The sequence below is a fragment of the Paracoccus alcaliphilus genome, from assembly GCF_028553725.1.
GTDB classification, from domain to species: domain Bacteria; phylum Pseudomonadota; class Alphaproteobacteria; order Rhodobacterales; family Rhodobacteraceae; genus Paracoccus; species Paracoccus alcaliphilus.
This window is the reverse complement of the sequence record NZ_CP067124.1, coordinates 889,017-911,829: the sequence shown is the minus strand read 5'-3', so window position 1 is coordinate 911,829 and position 22,813 is coordinate 889,017. Positions and strand designations below refer to the sequence as shown.

The 22,813-nt window shown below is 64.9% G+C and carries 19 protein-coding genes and 1 pseudogene; 8 read left to right on the top strand and 12 right to left on the bottom strand.

Annotated elements, in window-relative coordinates:
- Positions 1–27 precede the first annotated feature (27 nt).
- From JHW40_RS04760 to JHW40_RS04745, 4 genes are all read right to left on the bottom strand, one after another.
- Positions 28–1,002 (bottom strand): TAXI family TRAP transporter solute-binding subunit, encoded by a 975-nt coding sequence (locus JHW40_RS04760; protein ID WP_090611607.1) that lies wholly within the window; start codon positions 1,000–1,002, stop codon positions 28–30.
- Between the two features lie 84 nt (positions 1,003–1,086).
- Positions 1,087–1,932 (bottom strand): beta-keto acid cleavage family enzyme, encoded by an 846-nt coding sequence (locus JHW40_RS04755; protein ID WP_090611609.1) that lies wholly within the window; start codon positions 1,930–1,932, stop codon positions 1,087–1,089.
- Positions 1,929–3,266, bottom strand: coding sequence for an aspartate aminotransferase family protein (locus JHW40_RS04750; RefSeq protein WP_090611611.1), 1,338 nt, complete (start codon positions 3,264–3,266; stop codon positions 1,929–1,931). Before JHW40_RS04750 ends, JHW40_RS04755 begins: the two co-directional genes overlap by 4 nt.
- A 3-nt stretch (positions 3,267–3,269) precedes the next feature.
- On the bottom strand, positions 3,270–4,151 hold the full coding sequence (locus JHW40_RS04745) for a MurR/RpiR family transcriptional regulator (protein WP_090611614.1): 882 nt from the start codon (positions 4,149–4,151) through the stop codon (positions 3,270–3,272).
- 368 nt (positions 4,152–4,519) lie between these two features.
- On the opposite strand from JHW40_RS04745, the pseudogene JHW40_RS04740 reads away from it, so the two are divergent.
- Positions 4,520–5,901: pseudogene (locus JHW40_RS04740) on the top strand (IS5 family transposase).
- A 235-nt stretch (positions 5,902–6,136) separates the two neighbouring features.
- Here the strand turns inward: JHW40_RS04740 and JHW40_RS04735 are convergent.
- On the bottom strand, positions 6,137–6,763 hold the full coding sequence (locus JHW40_RS04735) for a Smr/MutS family protein (RefSeq protein ID WP_090617450.1): 627 nt from the start codon (positions 6,761–6,763) through the stop codon (positions 6,137–6,139).
- Positions 6,763–7,419, bottom strand: a complete 657-nt coding sequence (locus JHW40_RS04730) for a Tim44/TimA family putative adaptor protein (protein ID WP_090617452.1) — start codon at positions 7,417–7,419, stop codon at positions 6,763–6,765. Before JHW40_RS04730 ends, JHW40_RS04735 begins: the two co-directional genes overlap by 1 nt.
- A 112-nt stretch (positions 7,420–7,531) precedes the next feature.
- Between JHW40_RS04730 and JHW40_RS04725 the strand changes: the two genes are divergently transcribed.
- Genes JHW40_RS04725 through JHW40_RS04715 form a run of 3 tightly spaced genes read left to right on the top strand, consistent with a single transcriptional unit; the run spans position 7,532 to position 9,282 of the window.
- On the top strand, positions 7,532–8,068 hold the full coding sequence (locus JHW40_RS04725) for an FxsA family protein (protein WP_090617454.1): 537 nt from the start codon (positions 7,532–7,534) through the stop codon (positions 8,066–8,068).
- Between the two features lie 57 nt (positions 8,069–8,125).
- The gene (gene secB / locus JHW40_RS04720) at positions 8,126–8,659 is read left to right on the top strand and encodes a protein-export chaperone SecB (RefSeq protein ID WP_090617456.1); all 534 of its coding nucleotides are present in this window, start codon (positions 8,126–8,128) and stop codon (positions 8,657–8,659) included.
- 11 nt (positions 8,660–8,670) lie between these two features.
- Complete coding sequence (locus JHW40_RS04715) at positions 8,671–9,282, top strand: HD domain-containing protein (protein WP_090617457.1); 612 nt, start codon at positions 8,671–8,673, stop codon at positions 9,280–9,282.
- 63 nt (positions 9,283–9,345) lie between these two features.
- Here JHW40_RS04715 and JHW40_RS04710 read toward each other — a convergent pair whose 3' ends face one another.
- The 3 genes from JHW40_RS04710 to JHW40_RS04700 form a co-directional block, all read right to left on the bottom strand.
- Positions 9,346–9,657, bottom strand: coding sequence for an H-NS histone family protein (locus tag JHW40_RS04710; RefSeq protein WP_090617459.1), 312 nt, complete (start codon positions 9,655–9,657; stop codon positions 9,346–9,348).
- Positions 9,658–9,742: 85 nt separating this feature from the next.
- The gene (locus tag JHW40_RS04705) at positions 9,743–10,297 is read right to left on the bottom strand and encodes an ActR/PrrA/RegA family redox response regulator transcription factor (protein ID WP_090617462.1); all 555 of its coding nucleotides are present in this window, start codon (positions 10,295–10,297) and stop codon (positions 9,743–9,745) included.
- 61 nt (positions 10,298–10,358) lie between these two features.
- Positions 10,359–10,988 (bottom strand): SCO family protein, encoded by a 630-nt coding sequence (locus JHW40_RS04700; protein WP_090617474.1) that lies wholly within the window; start codon positions 10,986–10,988, stop codon positions 10,359–10,361.
- 89 nt (positions 10,989–11,077) lie between these two features.
- Here JHW40_RS04700 and JHW40_RS04695 point away from each other — a divergent pair, with 89 nt between their 5' ends.
- Together JHW40_RS04695 and JHW40_RS04690 are read left to right on the top strand one after the other, a co-directional pair.
- The gene (locus tag JHW40_RS04695) at positions 11,078–12,400 is read left to right on the top strand and encodes an ActS/PrrB/RegB family redox-sensitive histidine kinase (RefSeq protein WP_170851966.1); all 1,323 of its coding nucleotides are present in this window, start codon (positions 11,078–11,080) and stop codon (positions 12,398–12,400) included.
- An 89-nt stretch (positions 12,401–12,489) separates the two neighbouring features.
- Positions 12,490–14,055 (top strand): PAS-domain containing protein, encoded by a 1,566-nt coding sequence (locus tag JHW40_RS04690; protein ID WP_139208277.1) that lies wholly within the window; start codon positions 12,490–12,492, stop codon positions 14,053–14,055.
- A gap of 21 nt (positions 14,056–14,076) precedes the next feature.
- Here the strand turns inward: JHW40_RS04690 and JHW40_RS04685 are convergent, their stop codons facing one another.
- The 3 genes from JHW40_RS04685 to JHW40_RS04675 all read right to left on the bottom strand — a co-directional run bounded on the left by JHW40_RS04685 (position 14,077) and on the right by JHW40_RS04675 (position 21,467).
- Entirely contained in the window at positions 14,077–18,555 is a 4,479-nt protein-coding gene (locus JHW40_RS04685; protein ID WP_090617466.1) for a translocation/assembly module TamB domain-containing protein, read from the bottom strand.
- On the bottom strand, positions 18,555–20,363 hold the full coding sequence (locus JHW40_RS04680; protein ID WP_272849069.1) for an autotransporter assembly complex protein TamA: 1,809 nt from the start codon (positions 20,361–20,363) through the stop codon (positions 18,555–18,557). Before JHW40_RS04680 ends, JHW40_RS04685 begins: the two co-directional genes overlap by 1 nt.
- Before the next feature lie 177 nt (positions 20,364–20,540).
- Positions 20,541–21,467, bottom strand: coding sequence for a glucokinase (locus JHW40_RS04675; RefSeq protein WP_090617479.1), 927 nt, complete (start codon positions 21,465–21,467; stop codon positions 20,541–20,543).
- A 153-nt stretch (positions 21,468–21,620) separates the two neighbouring features.
- Between JHW40_RS04675 and JHW40_RS04670 the strand changes: the two genes are divergently transcribed.
- Complete coding sequence (locus JHW40_RS04670) at positions 21,621–22,055, top strand: hypothetical protein (RefSeq protein WP_090617470.1); 435 nt, start codon at positions 21,621–21,623, stop codon at positions 22,053–22,055.
- A gap of 73 nt (positions 22,056–22,128) precedes the next feature.
- Positions 22,129–22,812, top strand: a complete 684-nt coding sequence (locus JHW40_RS04665) for a Fe2+-dependent dioxygenase (RefSeq protein WP_272848973.1) — start codon at positions 22,129–22,131, stop codon at positions 22,810–22,812.
- The last annotated feature ends 1 nt before the right edge of the window (position 22,813 follow it).

Genomic DNA, 22,813 nt, shown 5'->3' with positions numbered 1-22,813 from the left:
AATGCCGCCCCGGCGCGTTCATGGGGCTCAGAGCCAGCCCTGCTCGCGATAGTAACGCTCGGCACCCGGATGCAACGGGGCAGAGTTGCCGTTGGTGACCATGTCCTCGGGCTCCAGATTGGCGAAGGCCGGATGCAGGCTGCGGAAGCTGTCGAAGTTCTCGAAGACCGACCGCACAAGGTTATAGACCGCTTCCTCGGGCACGTCGGTCGAGGCGACCAGCGTCGCCATCACGCCATAGGTCGGGATGTCGTCGGGGTTGCCGGTATAAAGGCCGCCCGGAATATTGACCTGCGCGTAATAGGGGTTCTCTTCGACCAGCTTGTCGATCGCTTCGCCCTCCAGCGGCACGATCTTGGCGCCGCAGGTCGTGGTCGGGTCGGCGATATTGGCGGACGGATGGCCCACGCCATAGAAGAAGGCGTCGATCTGGTTGTCGCACAGTGCCGGGCCATGTTCATCCGGGCGCAGTTCGGCGGCCAGCGAAAAGTCGCCGCGGCTCCAGCCCAGGGCCTCCAGCAGCAGATCCATCGAGGCCTGCGTGCCCGACCCCGGATTGCCGATATTGAAGCGCTTGCCCTTCAGGTCCTCGACACCCGCGATGCCTGCATCGGCGCGGGCGACCACGGTGAAGGGCTCGGGGTGGACCGAGAACACCGCGCGCAGGTCTTCCCACGGGCCGCTGTCCTCGAAGCTGCTGGTGCCGTGCAGCGCGTGATATTGCCAGTCCGACTGAACCATGCCGAAATCGAATTCGCCCTGACGCATGGCGTTGATGTTGAACACCGATCCGCCCGTCGCCTCGGCCGAGCAGCGGAAGCCGTGTTCCTCGCGCGTCTGGTTCATCAGCCGGCACAGCGCGCCGCCCGCCGCGTAATAGACGCCGGTCACGCCGCCGGTGCCGATGGTGACGAATTGCTGCTGCGCGCTGGCCGCGCCCGCGCCCATGCTGCCAATCATTGCGGCGGCCAGTCCAAGACCGATCAGTTTACGGGATGTCATTCAAACTCTCCTTCTTCAAACCCCCTGTCGGGGCCGTTTCTTGCTTCTGCGCACCAAGGGCGCGCGTTTATCGAAGCGCGTCGGTTACGCCTCCGAATTTTGCGGGGCGGCTTCGTTACTATGACGCCAGCCGGCCCTCAAGTCATCCGCTGTGGCAAGCGGGCGCCCGGATCCCGCGCAAGCCGCCGCAGTCGCCGCGACGATGGCCGCATTGTCCGGCGCCAGCGTGCCATCAGGCAACCACAGATTGTTCTCGAATCCCACGCGGGCATGACCGCCCGCCGATGCCGCGCGGGCCATGAAGCGGGTCTCATCCGGGCCAAAGGCGCAAAGCATCCATTGATGCCGGCCGATTCCGGCGGTCAGATAGGCATCCAGTTCGCCATCCGTCGCGCCGGTTTCGGTGTAACGTCCGCACACGGCCATCAGCGCCAGCGGCCCATCCGGCAGCACGCCGCGCGCCGCCAGATCGTCCAGCCGCTGCAATTCCGCCGCCTCATAGATGATGATCTGATGCAGGATGCCGGCCCCCTCCATCCGCTGAAACAGCGCGGCGGCAGCGGTTTCATCCGCCCCTTCCGGCAGGATCTCACGCAGGGCGATGGACACCGATTCCGGGCGCAGCGCGTCGATCAGCGCGATCTGTTCAGGGGCGGTATATCGCCCCACGGCCTCGGTGGTGATCTGGATGACCAGCCGGTCGCCCACGGCGCGGCGCACGGCATCTACGGCTTCGCGGTAAAGATCGGCGTCCAGCACATGCGCACCCGCCGCGTCGCGCACATGCAGATGGATCATCGCCGCACCCGCTTCCAATGCCTCGGCGGCGTCGCGGGCGATCTCGGGCGCGGTCAGGGGCAGACGCGGATGATCCGCGCGGCCACGACGTGCGCCGTTGGGGGCGACGGCAATGGCGAAAGGGGCGCTCATGCCGGAACCACGGAGGTGATGGCGCGGTCCAGCCGTTCCACGATCTGCGCGACATGGGTTTCATTGATGATGAAGGACGGCGCGACCAGCACATGGTCGCCCGCCTGCCCGTCCGCCGTGCCGCCGGCGGGATAGACCATCAGCCCCTCGGCCATCGCCGCCGCCTTGATCTTCGCATGCAGCCGCAGGCCCGGGTCGTAGGGGCGTTTCGTGGCGCGGTCCTGAACCAGTTCCAGCCCGATGAACAACCCCTCGCCGCGCAGATCGCCGAACCACGGACGATCTGCAAAGGCATCGCGCAACTGATCGCGCAGCAACGCGCCCATGTCGCGGCAGTTTTCCAGCAGGCCATCCTCCTCGATCACCTGTTGCACGGCCAGAGCGCCCGCGCAGGCGGTCGCATGGCCGATATAGGTGAACCCGTGCTGGAACGCGCCCGATCCGCCGATGATCGTGTCGTGGATGCGATCCGACATCAGCACCGCGCCGATGGGCTGATAGCCCGCGCCCAGCCCCTTGGCGCAGGTCAGGATATCGGGCACCACGCCGTAATGATCGCAGGCGTAAAGCTGGCCGATCCGACCCATCCCGCTCATCACCTCATCAAGGATCAGCAGCACGCCGTGACGGTCGCAGATCTCGCGGATGCGCTGGAAATAGCCGGGCGCGGGCGGCACCGCCCCGGCGGTCGCACCCACCACGGTTTCGGCGATGAAGGCAATCACGCTGCCCTCGCCCAGACGCAGGATCTCGGCCTCCAGCTCATCCGCGGCGCGGATGGCATATTGCTCGGACGTCTCGTCGTCCGCGCGATGGCGGTATTCGAAGCAGGGCGCGATATGGCTGGCAGGCAGCAAGATCGGCTCATAGACCGCGCGCCGCCCGGCATTGCCGCCCACCGACAGCGCCGCGATGGTGTTGCCGTGATAGCTTTGCCGCCGGGCGATGAAATGGCGCCGCCCGGTCTCGCCGCGTTCAAAGAAATACTGCCGGGCCAGCTTCATCGCGGTCTCATTCGCCTCGGACCCGCCCGAGACGAAATAGACATGACCCAGATCACCGGGTGCCCGGCTGGTCAGATGATCGGCCAGCGCCTCGGCCGGTTCATTGGTGAAAAAGCCGGTATGGGCATAGGGCAGCCGGTCAAGCTGGGCCTTGATCGCCTCAATCACGCGGCGTTCGCTGTGGCCCAGACAGGACACCGCCGCGCCGCCCGAAGCATCCAGATAGCGCCGCCCGGCGCTGTCGATGACGAACGGCCCGTCACCGCCCACCGCAACGGGCAGGTCCAGGCTGGGGGCGCGGTGATGGATGCGGGTGCGGTTGGTTGTCATGGGTCAGTCCTGAGAGGGAAGATAAGCGGATGTGGTCTCGAACATGGCTTCGCGATGGCGCATGGCTTCCAGCGCGCCGTCGCCCGCGCGCGCCAGAACCAGCATGGCCAGCGCCTGCGCCACAGCCATCAGCCCCACCAGCGAGGCCAGATGCGACGGGCTGTCGGTGCGCGCGATCAGCGCGATATCGGCAACCTGCGCAATCGGGCTGAGCGGGCCATCGGTGATGCCCACGACCGTGCAGCCCGCCTCATGCGCCAGTTGCGCCAGCGTGACGGTTTCACGGCTGTAGGGCGAAATCGAGATGACGATCAGCACCGCGCCGGGGCGCAGATGATGCAACCCGTCCAGCAGCGCGCCACCCGCGCCGGGCATCAGCACCGTGCCCGCCAGAAACAGCGACAGCGCGTAATGCAGCCCGTAGGCCACCGGAAAGCTGCTGCGCAGCCCCGCGATCGCCACGGTGGGGGCCAGCGCGATCAGCGCGGCGGCCTTGCGCAGCGGCGCGCGCATCTGCGGGCCAAGGGTGGTTTCAAGGTTGAGCCCGTCCAGATGGGCCATGGATTCAAGCAGCAGATCCTCGGCCCCCGGCTTGCGGGCGTCGGCGATGACCCGGTCGGCGGGCCCGGAAAAGACGCCGCGCTTCCCCTCGGTCAGCCATTGCCGGTGAATGGTCTGGAACGCCTCCCATGTGCCGATCTCCAGCGCCTGTATCAGCCGGGTCATCGTGGCGGGCGACACCCCGACCCGTCCGGCGATATGGCGCATGGATTGCAGGGCGACCTCTTGCGGGTTCTCGCGCACGAACCGCGCGGCACGCTGCAACTGCGGGGAAAAGCCGCCATAGCGGGCCTCGATCAGGTGCCAGATCTGTTGCAGGGGCATGGCGTGACCACGAAACGAGGGGAAACAACTGTCCCTTCATTAGCCATCAGTAAAACATTTGTGTCAAGCGTGACCTGCGCAATCGCCCTCACGCGTGGGGTCACGCCATGTGCGGGCTGGCTAACCTCGTTACAACACGTTGATAAAATTACGATTTCTTTCACACAATTCGCCGACATCAGTAGCCGGTGGCCCGAACGGATATGCAATTGGAGTTCGACACAGCGCCCTTCGCTCTGCCTGCTTATTAGTCGACTCTGACCAACGCGGAACGCGTTGATATTGCGTGATCATCCTGCGGTTTTGTTGGTGTTTTCTTGCAGGATTTTGTAATCTTGACGCAGAAACCCTGCAATTTGTGATCGCCAATGAAGCCCCATTTCCGGACCGCCGAACAGGATGATCTTCTGCGCCCCAGGCTGGTGGATATGATCGATCCGCGCCACGAGTTGGTGAAGCTCGCGGCGCTGATCGACTGGGAGTTCTTCGAGCGGGAATGGGCCGGGTTCTTCCCCTCGGCGACGGGGCGCCCGGCGACTTCTCCGCGTCTGATCGCCGGGCTGATGTATCTGCAGCATGCGTTCAAGCTGTCGGACGAGGCGGTGGTCGCCCGTTGGGTCGAGAACCCCTACTACCAGCATTTCACCGGCGAGACCTTCTTTCAGCATCGCCCGCCTATTGATCCGTCATCGCTGGTGCGCTGGCGCAAGAGGATCGGTGAGTGAGGCGTGAGCCGCCACTGGTTCAAGGCCACGCCGAACGCGTGGAATGGCTGTTGACCAAGACGATCGAGGCTGGCCGCAGTTCCGGGACGATCACCGACAAGGTCCTGAAACGGGTGGTGGTCGATACGACGGTCATGGAAAAGAACATCGCCCATCCGACGGACGCCCGGCTCTACGAGCGGGCCCGCGCCCTGCTGGTTGGTCTGGCGAAGAGGGCCGGGATCGAACTGCGCCAGAGCTATGCCCGTCTTGCACCGCGGCTGGCGATCCAGGTCGGGCGCTACGCCCATGCCCGCCAGTTCAAACGCATGCGCAAGGCGCTGCGCCAACTCAAGGGCCATGTCGGCCGGGTGCGTCGCGATCTGCGCCGGCACCTGCAGGACATCCCGCAAAGCCCCCTGCGCGAGAGGGTTGTGGACGCCCTCTGGCTGGTCGGCCGCCTGCTGGAACAGGGACCAAAGAGCCGCGACAAGGTCTATTCCCTGCACGAGCCCGAGGTCGATTGCATCTCCAAAGGCAAGGCACGGGTGCGATACGAGTTTGGCACCAAGGTCAGCCTCGCCACGACCCTTGTTGGCGGCCTCATAGTTGGCGCCCGCAGCTTTCCCGGCAATCCCTATGACGGCCACACCCTGGCACCGGCCCTCGAACAGGTCGAAATCCTGACCGATACGAGGCCCACACTCGCCCTGGTCGACCGCGGCTATCGCGGGCATGGCATCGAGACCACCCGCGTCCTGATCAGCGGCCAGCGGCGCGGTATCACCCCGGCGCTGGCGAAGCTCCTCAAACGGCGCAGCGCCATCGAGCCCGAGATCGGCCACATGAAATCAGACGGCAGATTGACCAGATGCCCCCTGAAGGGCAGGATCGGCGATGCCATCTTCGCCGTGCTCTGCGCATGCGGTCACAACATCCGCAAGATCCTCGCCCATCTCAGGGCCTTTTGGGCCTTCGTCATCCGCTTCATCCTCGGCATCATCGTGGTCGTTAACAGACCACTTCAGATGCAGGGCGCGGCATAATCGCGTTGTTCAGAACCGACTTTTTATGGCCCGCCAGAAGCTGACGCCCCCGGCCATCCTTATGTGGGCGGGCCGATGATGCCATCTTGAAAATGCAGCGCGTTCGGGACGTTATACCCGATCATGCTTGTGGCCTCATTAGGGCCACAAGCCCTCGCTCATCAATGGGCTTTGATACCTTCATTGTTCTCAACTGCGTTCCCGGCCGGGGATATGTTAACCGGGAATTTCAGCTTCAAACGATACAGTTCCTGCGGCGCAGATAGACGTAATAGGCGCCCTCGCCCCCGTGGCGGACATGAGCGGCGGTGACTTGCTGGACCACGGCGGACAGCGGCGGCATATGCAGCCAATGCGGCACCTGATGGCGCAGCGCGCCGGGGCGGGTCGGCAGCGGGCCGTGATCGCCGCTTCTGCCCTTGCCGGTGATGACCAACACAAGCCGCAGCCCTGACGCATGACAGGACAGGATGAATTGCGCCAGTTCGGGCTGGGCGACGGCCAGCGTCATGCCGTGCAGGTCCAGCCTCGCCTCGGGGCGCAGGCGGCCCTGTTTCAGCCGCTTGTGGGTCTTGTGATCCATCCTGACGGGCGCGGCGGCCAGATGCTCGGCCGGGGATTGCGGCGGATGATACGAGGTCGCGGGACGCAACGGGCGCGACCGGCCCGGATCGGGGGACGGCATGGCCATTGGCGGCGTTACCGCAGGCACCTTGACCGGGCGCGGGCTGGAAGTTTTGGCCGGGTCGGCAAAGCTGTCCGGGCAGGCGGGTTTGCCGGACCCGTGCAAAGGCACCGCGCTGCGGGCAACGCGGGACCAGAGCTGCTTTTCATCCTCGGTCAGACCGCGCCTTCGGGCCATCAGCCAGTCGCGACAAGCAGCCAGTTGGGGTCGTCCTGGCCCATGCGGCGCGCGAAGGTCCAGGTGTCGCGCTGCTTGCTGGATTTGCGCGGATCGCCTTCGACCACATTGCCTTCGGCGTCGCGGGTCGCTGCGATCAACTCTCCCACGAAGCGCACGGAAATCTCCGCCAGGCCGCTGGTCGGGTCATATTCGGCATTGGCCAGCCCGGTTTCGCGTGTGCCAAGATATTGCGCTTCGACCTTCAGCCCCTGCTGGGCGCGCTGGTCGATCACCGACTGGAACGCCTCGGCCACGGGTTCGGCAAGGAAGGGACGCACTTCGGACAGGTCACCACGCTCGAAGGCCATCAGGATCATTTCATAGGCGGATTTCGCACCGCCAAGGAACGGACCAACGGCAAAGGATGGCTCGACCTGTTTCATCGCCGCCAATGCCTCGGCCTGCGGGCTGCCGGGTTCGGCGTGATCGGCGATGTCCTGATCCCCCTCTTCCGCGGTGCCGTCGATCACCTCGAACCGGGCGCGTTGTTCGTCCGGGGTTTCGACCTTCGGCGGCTCGAATCCGTCACGTGTGCCCAGCACGTTGCGCAGGCGCAGGATCAGGAAGATCGCGATCCCCGCCAGGACAAGCAACTGGATCAACGCGTTGGACATGCGGTTTACCTCGAATTTTATGCGTCTTTGCTGGTATAATTAGTCTCGTTCATTATGTAGGGGTTGGGTCGGGTCAAGTCCAGTTACAGTCCCGACAGGAAGGGGATTTCTCATGTGGCTTTTCTGGCTGTTTCTGGCGCTGCCCATCATCGAGATCGCGCTGTTCATCCAGGTCGGCGGTGCCATCGGGCTGTGGCCGACGCTGGCGCTGGTGCTGTTGTCAGGCGCTCTGGGCCTGACGGTGCTGCGTGCGCAGGGCGCGCGGGCAATGGCCGAAGTCCAGCGCAGCATGAACGAATTGCGCGACCCGGGCCGGCCGATGGCGCATGGCGCGCTGATCATGCTGGCCGGGGTGCTGCTGCTGGTGCCGGGTTTCTTTACCGATATCGTCGGGCTGCTGCTGCTGATCGCGCCCCTGCGTGAATGGATCATGCGCCGGATCGCCGCGCGGGTGGGCGTCAGCCATATGTCGGCCGAGGGCCGTTTCCGGCGCGAACCCTATCGCCCGCCCTTCGCCGATGGCGTCATCGACGGCGATTATGTGGACGAGGATGAGGCCCGCGAACATGGCGCCCGCGATCATCCGCCCTCGCCCGATGCGCCGCTTCCGCCGCCCCGCAGCGGCAATTCCGGCTGGACACGGCATTGAGACGCGCCCATCAGGCTGATACAAGCGCAACCGAAACCGTATTGTTGAGGAAAACCCATGTCCGAAGAAAGCCAGCCCAACGGCGCCGCCCCGGCTGAAGCGCAACCGCAACCGGTGCGGATGCAGATCCTGGCGCAGTTCATTCGGGACCTGTCCTTTGAAAACGCCGTCGCCCAGAAGGGCGCGCCGCAGGGCGAGGTCGCACCCGAGGTATCGGTGCAGGTCAGCCTCGACGCCCGCAAGCGCAGCGCCGATCATCAATATGAGGTGATCTCGAAGTTCCGCGTCACCTCGAAGAACAAATCCAGCGATCAGACCCTGTTTCTGGCCGAGCTGGATTACGGCGGGGTGTTCCATATCGAAGGCATCCCCGAGGATCAGCTGCATCCGTTCCTGATGATCGAATGCCCGCGGATGCTGTTTCCCTTCGTGCGCCGGATCATTTCGGACCTGACCCGTGACGGTGGCTTCCCGCCGTTCAACATGGACCCGATCGATTTCGTCGCGCTGTATCGTCAGGAACTGGCGCGCCGGGCACAGGCGCAGGCAGCGGCGGCCGAGGCTCCGGCCCCCGATCAGAAACTGTCCTGACAAGCCCTCCGATGGCCAGCAAACCACGGCGCGCCTGGCAGCGGATGCTGTCGGGGCGTCGGCTAGACCTGCTTGATCCGACCCCCGTCGATATCGAGATCGGCGACATCGCCCACGGGCTGGCCTTCGTCGCCCGCTGGAACGGGCAGACCTTTGGCGACTGGCCCTATTCCGTGGCCGAACATGCGCTGCTGGTCGAGATGATCTTTGACCGGATCGAAGGTGGCGCGCTGCCGCAATGGCGGCTGGCGGCGCTGCTGCATGACGCACCGGAATATGTGATCGGGGACATGATCTCTCCGGTCAAGGCCGCCCTGGGCACGGAATACGGCGCGATGGATGAACGGCTGAGCATCGCGATCCATCGCCGCTTTGGCCTGCCCGCCGCGCTGCCCCTGGCGATACGCAAGCGGATCAAGACGGCCGACAGGATCTCGGCCCGGCTGGAGGCAGTGCAGATCGCCGGTTTCAGTGAATCCGAGGCACGGCGTCTGTTTCCGGTGCCGAATGCCGATATCCTGAAAGGTCTGGAAATCCGCCTGCGCCCCCCTGCCGAGGCACGCGAGGCGTTCCTGCACCGTCACGCAGAATTGACCGCACTGATGGATGGCGCGGCCCGATAATCCGCAGGCGCACTGCCGATGCAATCAAAAAGGGGGCCGCGTTCCGGGCCCCCTTTTTCCGTTTCAGATCGCCAGATCTTCCAGCGATTTGCCTTTTGCCAGATATTCGGTGATCCAGCGCGGCTTGCGGCCACGACCGGTCCAGGTCACCGTCGGATCATCGGGATTGGCGTATTTCGGCGCGACGGTGCCCGCGCGGCGGGTCTTGGCGCCGGTCAGTTCGGCCAGATTGAAACCGTGCTGACGCGCGGCTTCTTCCACGGCGGCAAGGGCCTCGCGGCGCTTGCGGTCCTCATAAGAGTTAATAGCACGTTCGAGTTTCGCCCGAAGGTCGCGCATTTCCTTAAGGGACATTTTATCGAAGTCGAGTGGCATTTGTTTATCCGCTTCTTTATTCCAATCTATATATCCAGCGAAATAACGAATTGCGATGAATGTCAACTTCGATGGAATGGGAATCCTATTTCGGCCCTCTTTTGGCAAGAATTCGCTGCAACGTCCGGCGGTGCATATGCAACCGGCGCGCGGTTTCACTGACATTGCGGTCGCATTGTTCATATACGCGCTGGATATGTTCCCAGCGAACCCGATCCGCCGACATCGGTTTTTCCGGCGGGGGCGGCAGTAATTCGCCGCTGGAAAGCAATGCTGACGTGACGTCATTTGCGTCGGCGGGTTTTGACAGATAATCAGTCGCCCCCATTTTTACCGCCGCAACCGCCGTCGCAATCGCGCCATAGCCGGTCAGAACGATAATGCGGGCGTCGTGGCGCGCCTCTCGCAGGGCCTCGACCACGTCCAGTCCGCTGCCATCCTCCAGCCGCAGGTCGATCACGGCATAGGCGGGCGGTTTCGCGGCGATCATCCGCAGCGCATCGGCCACCGTCAGCATCGTCTGCGGCTGGAAACCGCGCTTCTCCATCGCCCGCGCCAGCCGCGTCACGAAGATCTCGTCATCATCCACCAACAGCAAGGATGCGTCGGCGCCGATCTGTTCTGCATAGTCGTCTGCCATGTCATCAGCCCCCAATCCGTTTTTCGATCTAGGCGTAAACCGTGTTCAGGTCAAACGGCGTTCAGGATGCGGCCCGGACGAAGCAGGCGGTCCGTCCGGCCAGATCATCGGGCGAAAGGCTGTTCGGAAAGTACTCGACCGTCTGATTTCCGGGCATCACCAGATAGGTATTGGTCATGTGATCAACCAGATAATAATCCTGATCCTCTTCGTCATGGGCCTTGTAATAGTTCCGCCAGCCCTTGTTTGCCGCCGCAATTTCCTCGTCGCCGCCGGTCAGGGCGATCATGCCCTCGCCATACATCGCGGTATAATCGGCCAGAACCTCGGGGGTATCGCGACGCGGATCGACGGTAATCAGCACCGATTGAACATCAAGACCCTGTTCTTTCAGGATTTCCACGGCGGCGTCATTGCGCGCCACATCCATGGGGCAAATATCGGGGCAGAATGTATAACCGAAATAAAGCAGCGATGGCCGGTCAAAAACCTGCTGATCGCTGACCCGCTGATTATCCTGATTTGTCAGGGTAAAATCGGTTCCGAAAGCATCCAGTCCTCCGGCGACATTGCTGCTGCGGCATTGGGCGAAATCGTCGCCCTGCCGGCCAAAGGCCAGAAACGCCGCACCCGCCACCAGCACCGCAACGGCGATCAGGCCGCCGATCATCAGAATCCGTCTTTCGGTCATTTCCTCATCCTTTCCTGAACGCGCGAATTGATCGCCCATCGGCACGGCGGTATCAAGCATTGCAAATGTCGCAACACGGAAAGACGGTGATGGCCATGACCCCTGCGCCGCCCAACGCCACCGGCCTGTCCGAGACCCCGCAGATCGAGCCGATCCGCATCCGCACGCTGGCGCTGCTGCGCTGGTTCGCGATCGGCGGGCAGGTGGCGACCACCATCGTCGCGCTGGCGATGGGCATCGATTTCGCGCTGGCCCCGGTGCTGACGCTGATCGTGGCCTCGGCGGGGATGAACCTGTGGCTGTTTCTGCAACCGCCCTCGCGGACCTCGGCGCGCCGGGCGGTCATGCAGCTCAGCTTCGATCTGGCGCAGATCTCGGCGCTGATGGCGCTGACCGGCGGGTTGACCAACCCCTTCGCGCTGCTGGTGCTGGCACCGGTGACGATTGCCGCGACCTCGCTGAACCTGCGCCAGACCGTGGCGCTGGGACTGGCGACGATGGCGCTGATCACGCTGGCGGGGATCTTCGCGCTGCCTCTGCGCGACGCCAACGGGGCCGTACTGCAAATGGCGCCGACGCTGGCGCTGGGGCACTGGGCGGCGCTGATGATCGGGGTGATGTTCTTTGCCGGTTACGCCCATCGCGTGACGAGGGAGCTGTCGCTGACCTCCAGCGCGTTGTTTGCCACGCAGATGGCGCTGGCGCGGGAACAGCGTTTGCAGCATCTGGGCGGCGTCGTCGCCGCCGCCGCGCATGAACTGGGCACACCGCTGGCCACGATCAAGCTGATCGCCGCCGAGATGGAGGACGAGTTGTCCGACCGCCCCGATCTGGCCGATGACCTGTCCAGCCTGCGCGCCTCGGTCGAGCGTTGTGGCGCGATCCTGAAATCCATGGGCCGGGCGGGCAAGGACGATCTGCTGCTGCGTGTGGCGCCCTTGCAGGTGGTGCTGGAGGACGCGGCCGAACCTCATGCGGGGCGCGGCATCCATCTGCAGATCATGGCCGAGGACATTGACATTCAGCGCGACCCCGCCGTGATCCACGCGCTGCGCAACCTGATCCAGAACGCGGTCGATTTCGCCCATTCCAGGGTGATGATCGAGGCGGCGGCGGACGACACCCACCTGCATGTGCTGATCCGCGACGACGGGCCGGGCTTTCCCGCCGCGCTGCTGGCCCGGATCGGCGATCCCTATCCCACCAATCGCCGCAGTAGCGAATCACGCAAGGGCTATGAGGGCATGGGGCTGGGCCTGTTCATCGCCAAGACGCTGCTGGAACGGTCCGGCGCGGCGCTTGCCTTCGGCAATGGCGATCCGGGTGCGATGGTCGAGGTCAGTTGGCCTTTGGCCCGGATCCGGGCCGATGGCCGGGCGGCATTGGGAGAAAACCCTTCGCATCCCGCCTAATGACGTGATTTTATTAACCTTACTTTAAGCCCTGTGCTGCTATTGCTGTTGGGAATCGCAGAGGGGCTGGTCCAGTGGATCTTCAGGGGTTGTATGTTGCGGCAATTTCGCTGCTGATCGGGACGGTATCGCTGATCGTGGCGATCATGCTGATCCGGCTGTGGGACCGGAGGCGGGGGCCTCGGGTCAACGCACGGCATCTGGAACCTGCGCTGCATCCGATGATCTTTCTGTTTCGCGATCACCGGCTGATCGACGCAACCCCGCCCGCCCAGCAATTGCTGCACCGGATCGGCACGCCCGACAGCGAATGGTCGCGGCTGCTGCGCTGGATCGGACCGCGCTTTCCCGACGCCGACCTGTCGGCTTTGGGCGCCAGCGACCGGATCGAGATCGAGGGCGCGACGGGCACCGGCAGCGCCCGCCTGCGTCTGCTGGCCGAGGATCTGGGCGGCGGGCTGTTGCGGATCACGCTGACCGATCCCCGCGCCGATCATGCCGGGATCGTGGTCGATTCCATGTCCCAACAGGCGATGGAGGAAGAGCTGGACCTGCTGCGCCGGGCGCTGGATCAAACCCCGATGCTGGTCTGGCGGCAGGACGAACAGGAACGCATCACCTGGGCCAATGCCGCCTATCTGCGTCAGGCCGAGACTCTGGCCGAGGGAGAGCTGTCCTGGCCGCTGCCCCGGCTGCTGGACACGCCCCGCCCGGTGCCCGGCGCAGGAACCAGCACCCATCGCGCGCCGCTCGATCTGGGCGACAATGTGTCCTGGTATGACTGCCACAGCCATCAGATCGACGATCAGATGATGATGTTCGCCCTGCCCGCCAATGCCGCCGTCCGGGCCGAGCGCAGCCTGCGCGAATTCGTGCAGACCCTGACCAAGACCTTTGCCGACCTGCCCATCGGGCTGGCGATATTCGACCGCCAGCGCAATCTGCAACTGTTCAACCCGGCGCTGATCGACCTGACCGACCTGCCGACCGGCTTTCTGACGGCGCAACCGACGCTGTTCGATTTTCTGGACAAGCTGCGGGAAATGCGGATGGTGCCGGAACCCAAGGATTACCGCAGCTGGCGGCGGCAGATGAACGAGCTGGAATCGGCGGCCGCACATGGCCACCATGTCGAAACATGGTCGCTGCCCAGCGGGCAGACCTATCGGGTGACCGGGCGTCCGCATCCCGACGGCGCGGTGGCTTTTCTGTTCGAGGATATCACCACCGAGATCTCGCTGACGCGCAAGTTCCGCTCGGACCTGCTGCTGGGCGCGCAGGTCCTGAACGGGATCGAGGATGCGCTGGCTGTCTTTGCGCCCGGCGGCCAGATGGTTCTCAGCAACGAGGCTTATGACCGGATGTGGGGCGCGTCCTGCACCAGCCTGTCCGAGGCGGTGACCCTCTGGCAGGAACGGATCGCACCGGGCAGCGGCTTTGCCGCCCTGACCGAGGCGTTGAAGGCCGACGAAACGCCCCGCCAGATCCGGGGCGCGATGTCGGGACCGGACGGGCGGCTGATGGGCTGGACCGTCAGCCGGATCGCGGGCGGGCGGCGGATGTTGCAATTCCACCCGACGCAGCTGGACCGGCAGGATGCGGCGGAACCCGCGGCGACCATCGCCTGCCCGGATCGGACCGCCACCGGCACATGATCCCGGCGGGCGGCAGACGGGTCAGTAATCGCGCTCGAAATACAGCCCCAGCGTGCTGTCGCCATCGCTGCCGACCGAGCCGCGCGCCCGCAGCGAATCGGTGACATCAAGGTTCAGGTTGATCGTGCTTTTGCCGTCATCGCCGACCGCGACATCGGTATAGACATTCTCGGACAGGTATTTGCCCGCCCGCACCTGCACATTGCCCTCATCGTCGGTGCCGACATCCAGATCGTCCAGACCGACGCGGTTGCGCAGATTGCCGACGATTCCCTCGCCGCCGCGCCCGGCCAGAACGGCGATGGCATTGGCCAGCTGCGCCGCCTGAAGCGGACTGATATTATCCAACCCCCTACCGAACAGCAGCTGCGACAGAACCTCTTCCTGCGGCAGTTCGGGCGAGGATTCGAAGGTCACTTCGGGATCGCGGATCTCTCCGTCAATGATGATCCGGGTGGTGATGCCGTCCTGATCGGTCTCGGCGACAAGGCGGACGACAGGGATCATGCTGCCCTGCAACTCGACCAGCCCCTCGGTCAGGTCAAAGCGTTTGCCCAGCAGATCGACCCGGCCCCGGATCAGCTCCAGATGCCCGATCGGGATCACGTTGCGCGTGGTGCCCTGAACCTGCAAGGCTCCGCCCATCTCGGCATCCACCCCCCGGCCCCGGATAAAGATCCGGTTGGGCGCATTGATCTGCAGATCCAGACGCGGCGGATTGGCCGGGGGGGTCGAAGGCGGCGCGGCCATGCCCGCATCGCTGGAGGCCTGGCTGGGATAGGGCTCCAGCCCCGCCTTGGCCCGCGTCGCCCTGACCGGCCGCGTGTCGCCCACATGGTTGATGTCGGGGATCGGGGCCGAGCCGCCCAGCCCGGTCGAGGGGATGCGGAATTCGGTCTCGCCCAGATCGACGCGGCCCGACAGCAACGGCCCGCCGATAATCGGCCCCGACAGGCTGACCTGACCGGAAATCTCGGTCTCGTAAAGGTCGGGGTCGCGGGCCACGACCCTGTCCAGCACCACGCCGATATCCATTGTCCCGCCCGTCAGATCGACCGGACCGCTGATCGTCAGCCGCCCCCCGGCCGAGACATTCGCGCCACCATCAAGCTGTATCCGCCCGCCTTGCAGGCCCGCGGTGACATCGACCTGCTCCAGCCGGATGCCCAGACCCGGTTCGGCCACGCCGCCATTCTGCCAGCGCACCTGACCCGACAGCGCCGACAGCGAGGGGGCGCCGTTCAGCCGCAGATCCAGCGCTACCGGGCCCTCGATGCTGCGGGTACGCAGGAACGGATTGGCCAGCCGCGCCTCGGTATTGCCATTGATCGCCAGATCGGTGGTCGAGAAATCGCGCGCCGCCGAGCCGTTCACCGAAATCCGGGTCGGCCCCGGCGCGGTGATATCCAGATCGGCGATGACATTCGGCCCGCTTTCGCGCAGCGTGCCATTGACCGTCGCGGGGCCGGGCAGTTCCGGCAGGATCAGCCCCATATCGGCCAGCCGCCCCTGAATATCGAGGCCCGAGGCCGGATCGCCCTGCGCCGACAGCTGCACCTGCGGGTTGTTCACCTGCAACCGCTGGACCGAAATCCCACTGGAGGACTGGCTGGCGGCAAGGTCGAAACTGGTCGCGCCTACCAGCAGCGGATCGACCTGCGCCTGCCCGACGGCCAGCCCGTTCGCATTGCCGGTGGCGGTGATCTGCCGCACGCCGCCTTCGTCGGTCACATGGCCCTGCGCATTCACCGCGCCGCGGATGCCGTTGCCCAGAAAGCGCAGATCGCCGGCATTCACCGTCGCCTCCAGATCGGTCACGCCCTGTCCCACCGTACCCGAGGCCTCGGCGGTCAGGCGCGGGTTTTCGATCTGCGCCTGCTCGATCTGAAAGGTGCCGTCGCGTTCGGTCCCGCGAATGGCCAGCCGCGTTTCGCCCACCAGCGCGCCATCGACCTGCGCCTGCCCGAAGGACAGGTCATGGCCCAGACCCGTCACCTCCAGCCGTCGCCCGCCATCGCCGGTTTCACGCAGACTGGCATCGGCATCCAGCGACCCGCGCCAGCCGGGACCAAAGGACGCCAAAGAGCGGATATCGAGCTGCGCCGTCACATCGGTCACGCCGGGGCCATAGGTGCCCTCGGCCACCGCGTTCACCTGTTCGTTGTTCAGGCGCATGTCGCGCAATGTGATCACACCGTCGCGCTCTTCGGCCCGGACCACCAGATCGGTGGTGCCGGTCAGCGCGCCATCGACGTTTTCCTGCCCCAGCGTCAGATCCTGCCCGGTGCCGGTCAGATCGACGAATCGCGTGCCGTCCTGTTCGGTCAGGGTCGCATTGGCCTCGAATCCTCCTGACCAGCCGCGTCCCAGAACCGACAGATCGGGCACCGACAATTCTGCCTGCGCATCCAGCGCACCCGGCACGAAATCGCCCTGACCCGAGGCGTTCAGCTGCGGATTGGCCAGAGAAAAGCTTTCCAGCGCATAGCCGTCCTGCGTCTCGGCGGCGGCGGCGCGCAACCGGGTCTGCCCCTGAAGCGCGCCGTCCAGTTCGGCAATGCCCAGACGCAGATCTTCGGCGTCGCCATTCAGTTCCAGCCGCCGCGCACCGCTGGCGCCGGTCAACCGGGCGGTGGCGGTCAGCGCGCCGCCAAACTGATCGCCCGCATCGGCCAGGTCGGTCAGCGCAATCCGGGCGGTGATATCGCTGGCACCGCTGTTCAGATAGCCCTGCGCATGGGCGTCCAGACGCTCGGCATCGATGGTCAGCTCGTCCAGATGGATGCCGGTCCTGTCTCGCCTTGCGTCCAGCCGGATTTCGGACTGACCGGCCAGCAACCCGTCCAGCTGCTCTTGCCCGACCGAGATATCGGTGCCCATCACATGGGCGGTCACGTCGAATTCCTTGCTGAGCAGCACATAATAGCCGGTCAGATCGGCATCGGCGCGGCCCGTCACCGGGCGGTCGGCAATGGTGGACAGCCGCGTCAGGTCGTCATAACGCGCATCGGCATAGGCCGAAACCGTGATGCCGCTGGACAGGCCCGAGGCCAGAACATGGCCGCTGAGACCGTAATCCTCGCCCTCGACCGTCAGATTCGACAGGGTCAGCGCATCGCCGGGAGTAAAGTCGAAGCGCGTGCTGCCGGTGATCGCCTGACCGACAGCCTGCGCCATGCCGGGATCGGTGAAATCCAGTTCACGCCCGCCAAATTCGATCAACCCGTTCACACCGTCCAGCGCGCCATCGCTCAGCAGCACCTCGCCCTGACCGTCCAGCAGCAATTCGCCAATGCTGACGCTGCCCTGATCCAATGCGCCGACCCGCCCGGTCAAGGTCCAGCCCTGCCCCTCTGCGGCATCGTAATTCAGCTGTAACCGGCCGCTTTCGACGGTCATTCCCTCTCCGAAGGGCAGGGTCACGGGCAATTCCTGCGCCCCGGCATCGCTGCCAAGGGCCATCATCAGCTGCGCGCGCTGCGGGGCGTTCTGGTCGTTCGTCTCCAGCCGGCCATTGATCGACAGTGCCTCGGTGGTCAGGTCCAGAACCGGGATCAGCAGCCGCCCGGTCTCTCCGCGCCAGCCTTCGGCGCGCAGGCTGGTCTGGCTGCCGAAAAAGGCCCGGTTCTCGGGCGGCAGAAGGGTGGCGATATCGCCGCCGATATCGAGACTGAAGGCAGTGCCGGTCGCGCCCGTCGCATCCTGCTGGGCGGTGGCGCTGACGTTGCCGGTGATGCGCGGCTCTCCGTCCGTGGCCAGACGGATATCGGCGGAAAAACCGTTCAGCGGCCCCTCGCCGGTAATTTCAGCCGACACGGCGGGCTTGTCGTACAGGTCAACCAGATTGACCAGCAAACCGTCGGCAGCCTCTTGCAGTTGCAGGTTCAGGCCAAGAACGCGGGTCTCGTTGGAATAAGAGCCATCCAGCAGGAAATGCCCCTCGGGGCCATCCAGCCGGTCGATGGACAGGTTGGCCTGCCCCTCTCCGCCCGCCAGATTCATGCTGCCCTCAAGGCTGATCGCGGCGGGCAGGCCGATGATCGGCTCTCCCAGTTCGACCCGGGCGGCGTCGATACGTTCGATATTCACCGCGACCGGCAGTTCCGGCAGCGAAAATTCGGTGGTTTCGGCCTGTGTCGCGCTCTCTTGCGCGGCGGGCATGCGCGGCACGAGGATTTCCTCGGCCGAAAGCTCGGCAATCTCGATCCGGCCGCGCAGCAGGGCCGAGCGTGTCCACTGGATCGCGCCACCGCGCAAGGTCAGCCAGACCCCGTCCTCATCGGCGATGGTCATCTGCTGGAAGGTCGCGCGCGAGGACAGCGCCCCCTGAAAGCCGTCGATCACCACCTCGCGGCCCGCGCCCGACAGGTTGCGCTCCAGCAGGCGGGTCAGAAAGCCGCGATCGTCGTCAACCTGTTCCGAGATTTCGGCAACCGACTGCGCCCAGACCGCGAAGGGCAGGAAAATCGCGAGAAGACAGATCCAGATCCTGCGCTTCATCAGAATGCCTGCCCCAGACCAAGATACAGTTGCACGCCTTCACCGGTATCGCCGCTGACCGGTCCGGCCACGTCGAACCGCAGCGGCCCGATGGGCGTGTCATAGCGGATCCCGACCCCGGCACCGGCATGGCTGTTGCTGCCGCCCGACCAGCTGCCATCGTCCCAAAGCTCGCCATAATCGGCGAAAAGCACCAGTCCGATATTGCCGCGGACCTGCGCGCGAAATTCGGCGCTGAGGGTTGCGATGCTCATGCCGCCGGTCTTGATCCCGGTGCCATCGGGCCCGGAAATGGCGTAAGAGCCAAGCGATTGATAAGGCTGGCCGCGAACGGTGCCGCCGCCGCCGGAATAGAACAGATAATCACGCGGCGTCTCCTCGATCCCGGATCCCAGAACGGTGCCGAACTGCGCCCGCCCGGCAAGGGTGAAACGGTCATCCTCCCCCAGCGAGTAATAGGCGCGCCCCTCGCCCAACACCCGCGCCCCGCTGCCGGTTTCATCAAATCCCTTGAACGGCGTCACATCGCCGAGCAGATAAAAGCCGCGCTTGGCGTTGTTCTGGTCGTCGCGCTTGTCCCAGGTCACGTCCATCGGCAGGGCCAGCACCTTGAAGTCGGTGCGGCCATTGGCGTCGGTCACCCGCGACACCCGATATTGAATGGCGATATCGGCGGTCAGCTCATCCTCGACGAAGATGTGATTGAAGCCGAGCGACAGACCCAGCGTATCGGAATCGTAATCCTCTTCGCGCTCGCGGATCGCCTCCAGCAGGGTATAGGCGGTGGTGTCGGGCGTGATCGTCGCCGGGCGGTCGATGCGCAGGGTGATTTCCTCGTCCCGACCGCTGTTGTCGGCGCCGATATCGGACACCTTGCCGTCGATACGCAGCCGCTCACCGCCGCCCAGCAGGTTGCGATGCATCCAATAGGCCGACAGCATGGCGCCATCGGTGGTCGAAATCTCGAAGCCCGCCCCGATCCGGCGCGGCTTCTGTTCGACCACGGCAAGGTTCACATCCATGACGTTGCCGGGGTGCAGGGTCTCGGATTCTTCCAGCGTGATGGCCGAAAAGACCCCGCTGCGGCGCAGGCGTCGGCGGACCTGCTCGACCTTTTCGGGGTCGAAACGCTGGCCTTCGGGAAATCCGGCGATCTTTTCCAGCCGCCGCAGGCTCATCCTTTCATATCCCGAGATATGCAGCTTGCCGAAGGTCACGGCGGGACCGGGATCCAGCCCAACACGGCTGTCCACGCTGTTGGCGCGGTGATCGGCGGTGATCTGCTGCCCGGCCACATCGGCCTTGGCATGACCGTAATTGCGCCACCCTTCGACCCCCGCCGTCGCGGCCGAGCGGATGGTGCCGGTGCTGGCCGGTTCCGCCACGGCATAGCCCGAGGGCAGTTCGGTTTCCGGCGCCACCGGGGCGATATCGGCACGGGAAAAGCGGAATTGCGGCCCGGTATCGACGATTACCACCACGTCGCTGATCTGTTCGGGCGCATCCAGCGGCGCGATCGCGGCGGCCTCGACCCCGTCCAGCAGGATACTGACATCGACCGAATAATAACCGTGATCGTAAAGCGATCCCAGAATCCGGGCGTAATCACCGCGCGCGGCGGCCAGAACGTCCTGACCCGAGGTGCGGTCCTCGTCCAGCGCGCTGGTCAGCAACGATCCGTTGCGGATCTGGCGTTCAATGGCGCCATCATCGCCATCAATGTCGAACCTCAGCGAGACCGGACCATCCGACCGGCTGCTGCCGCCGAACAACCCGGAAAAGGGCGACGATGATTGCGCAAGGGCCACACCCGCCCCGCCAATTGCGATCGAGGCTACGCATATTGCCCGCAGATAAGCCCGCATTCCGTCCTGCCCTAACGTCGTTTTTGCTTTGAACCGATAAAACCAGCATCAGGTCCGGGAATCCAGCATTTGATTGTATCAGGCGGACTTGCAGGGCCGATTTACACCAATCTGTTGCGATCAGGACAGCGCGGTCAGACAGCCATGCAGTGCCGCCATGTCGTCACGGATCAGGAAAATCGGTGTGTTTTCAGTGATCTGCCGCATATGCGACTGCGACAGGAAGGCGGATTCGAACCGCTCCATCCGGTCGGCGATGCTGCGTCCGACGCTGCCGGCCAAAAACATCCCCTCCAGCGGCATGAAACGCAGCGCCAGCTCTCGACAAAGCAGACCGACCAGTTCGACAAACAGGTCATAGGTGGCGTTCGCGGCCCTGTCGCCTGCGGCGGCGGCGGCGGCGATATCCTCGCTGCGGATCGCGGGCTGGCCGGTCAGTGCCGCATGCAGCCGCGACAGCCCGCGCCCGGCAAAGGTTTCCTCGGTCGAGAAGAACCCGGCCATCGCCGCCGCGCCCACGGCCTGTTCCAGCCGTGCATGGATATTGGCGGGCAGCGAGGTGTGACCCTCTTCGGCCTCCAGCGCGACCGGGGCGCCACCGGGCATGACACGCACAGCGCAGACGTTGAAGCCGGTCCCCAGACCGACCACCAGCGATTGCCCGTTATGGGGCCGGTCTTGCGGCACGCGGCGCAACGGGGCCAGGCTGTCGCCATGCAGCGCGGGGGTGGCATAACCCAGCGCCGTCAGGTCGTTGATCAGCCGCACCCGGTCGGCATCGGTCAGCCGCGCCAGCCGGGCCTCATCGAAATCCCAGTCGCGATTGGTCAGTTCCGCCCTGCCGCCGCTGACCGGGCCGGCCACGGCCACGCAGACGGCACTGATGCGCGGCTGGCCCTGCTGGCGCAGATACAGCCGCACCACATCATCGAAACCGGCATGATCGTCGCCGCGAAACCGGGTGACGGTCGCCGCGTCGATCATGTTGTTCCGCGCGATGGCAAGGCGCGCATTGGTGCCCCCCACATCGGCCAGCAGCATCGCCATGTCGCATCCTCCGGCTGTCATCTGATCGGCGCAATCCATAACCCGCATGCATGGCCATTTCGAGGGCCAGCGCCAGCCCAGGGCCGTGTTTTTCGGAACTTGCGGCGCAGATGCGCGTTTTTTCACCCAAGGACACAAGCGAAAGGTTCGACCATGTCGATCAACGCCAAAACCCTTGCCGCGACCTGTGTCGCAGCTTTTACCGCGCTGGCCGCGGCTTCGCCCGCGCTGGCAGTCTCGCGCGCCGATCAGCCTGTGCAAAGCTGGTCCGCGATGGCCGGGATCCCCGCCGCCACCCTGCTGGCCGAGGCCGACCAATGGCCCGTGTCCGACATGGCGATGGACGATCAGCCCTATTGCGCCAGCGATGCCGAGATTTCGCAGACGCTTGCGCATGATTTCGACGAAACCCGGATCGAGCGCGACGGCGCCAACGGAACCGAGCTTTGGGGGTCTGACCTGATGGGCACCTGGACCGTGGTGGCGGCACGCAACGATGGCACCAGCTGCATCATCGCCTCGGGGATCGGCTTCGACGATGCACGGGATACGGACGCCTATTACGTCTCGGCGGGGCTGGGCAACTAGTGATCTGAATCTAACTTTCTCGCCGCCACCCATTATCGTCGCCTTTGAAATCCGTATCTGCCAAGGGCCTGACATGCTGATCACCATCCCCGACCTGCTGACCCCCGAGGAAGTCGCCTATATCCGGCAGGTGCTGGACGGGACGCAGTGGATCGACGGCCGCAACACCGCTGGCGATCAGGCGGGCAAGGTCAAGAACAACCTGCAAATACCCGTGGACAGCCCCGAGGCGCGAGAACTGGGCAATATCGTGCTGCGGGCGCTTGGGCGCAATCCGACCTATTCCTCGGCCGCGCTGCCCGCCCATGTCCTGCCGCCGATGTTCAACCGCTATGACGAGGGGATGACCTTCGGTGCCCATGTGGACGGCTCGATCCGGGTCATACCGGGCACGGCGCAGCGCATCCGCACCGATGTCTCGACCACGATCTACCTGACCCCGCCCGAGGAATACGACGGCGGAGAGCTGGTCGTGCATGACACCTATGGCCAGCATGCGGTCAAGCTGCCCGCCGGTCATGCGGTGGTCTATCCTGCGACCTCGCTGCATTCGGTGACACCGGTGACGCGGGGCTCGCGTTGGGCGTCGTTTTTCTGGGCGCAGTCGATGCTGCGCGACGACTGGCAGCGGCATATGCTGTATGATCTGGACATGTCGATCATGCGCATCCGCGCGATGCTGCCCGACGACGATCCGGCAGTGGCGGGCATCACCGCCCATTACCACAACATGATCCGCCACTGGGCCGAGATCTGAC

Coding starts and splice junctions, on each gene's coding strand:
- JHW40_RS04760 (WP_090611607.1), bottom strand. CDS start 1,002: ATGACATCCCGTAAACTGATCGGTCTTGGACTGGCCGCCGCAATGATT.
- JHW40_RS04755 (WP_090611609.1), bottom strand. CDS start 1,932: ATGAGCGCCCCTTTCGCCATTGCCGTCGCCCCCAACGGCGCACGTCGT.
- JHW40_RS04750 (WP_090611611.1), bottom strand. CDS start 3,266: ATGACAACCAACCGCACCCGCATCCATCACCGCGCCCCCAGCCTGGAC.
- JHW40_RS04745 (WP_090611614.1), bottom strand. CDS start 4,151: ATGCCCCTGCAACAGATCTGGCACCTGATCGAGGCCCGCTATGGCGGC.
- JHW40_RS04735 (WP_090617450.1), bottom strand. CDS start 6,763: ATGGCCCGAAGGCGCGGTCTGACCGAGGATGAAAAGCAGCTCTGGTCC.
- JHW40_RS04730 (WP_090617452.1), bottom strand. CDS start 7,419: ATGTCCAACGCGTTGATCCAGTTGCTTGTCCTGGCGGGGATCGCGATC.
- JHW40_RS04725 (WP_090617454.1), top strand. CDS start 7,532: ATGTGGCTTTTCTGGCTGTTTCTGGCGCTGCCCATCATCGAGATCGCG.
- secB (WP_090617456.1), top strand. CDS start 8,126: ATGTCCGAAGAAAGCCAGCCCAACGGCGCCGCCCCGGCTGAAGCGCAA.
- JHW40_RS04715 (WP_090617457.1), top strand. CDS start 8,671: ATGGCCAGCAAACCACGGCGCGCCTGGCAGCGGATGCTGTCGGGGCGT.
- JHW40_RS04710 (WP_090617459.1), bottom strand. CDS start 9,657: ATGCCACTCGACTTCGATAAAATGTCCCTTAAGGAAATGCGCGACCTT.
- JHW40_RS04705 (WP_090617462.1), bottom strand. CDS start 10,297: ATGGCAGACGACTATGCAGAACAGATCGGCGCCGACGCATCCTTGCTG.
- JHW40_RS04700 (WP_090617474.1), bottom strand. CDS start 10,988: ATGACCGAAAGACGGATTCTGATGATCGGCGGCCTGATCGCCGTTGCG.
- JHW40_RS04695 (WP_170851966.1), top strand. CDS start 11,078: ATGGCCATGACCCCTGCGCCGCCCAACGCCACCGGCCTGTCCGAGACC.
- JHW40_RS04685 (WP_090617466.1), bottom strand. CDS start 18,555: ATGAAGCGCAGGATCTGGATCTGTCTTCTCGCGATTTTCCTGCCCTTC.
- JHW40_RS04675 (WP_090617479.1), bottom strand. CDS start 21,467: ATGGCGATGCTGCTGGCCGATGTGGGGGGCACCAATGCGCGCCTTGCC.
- JHW40_RS04670 (WP_090617470.1), top strand. CDS start 21,621: ATGTCGATCAACGCCAAAACCCTTGCCGCGACCTGTGTCGCAGCTTTT.
- JHW40_RS04665 (WP_272848973.1), top strand. CDS start 22,129: ATGCTGATCACCATCCCCGACCTGCTGACCCCCGAGGAAGTCGCCTAT.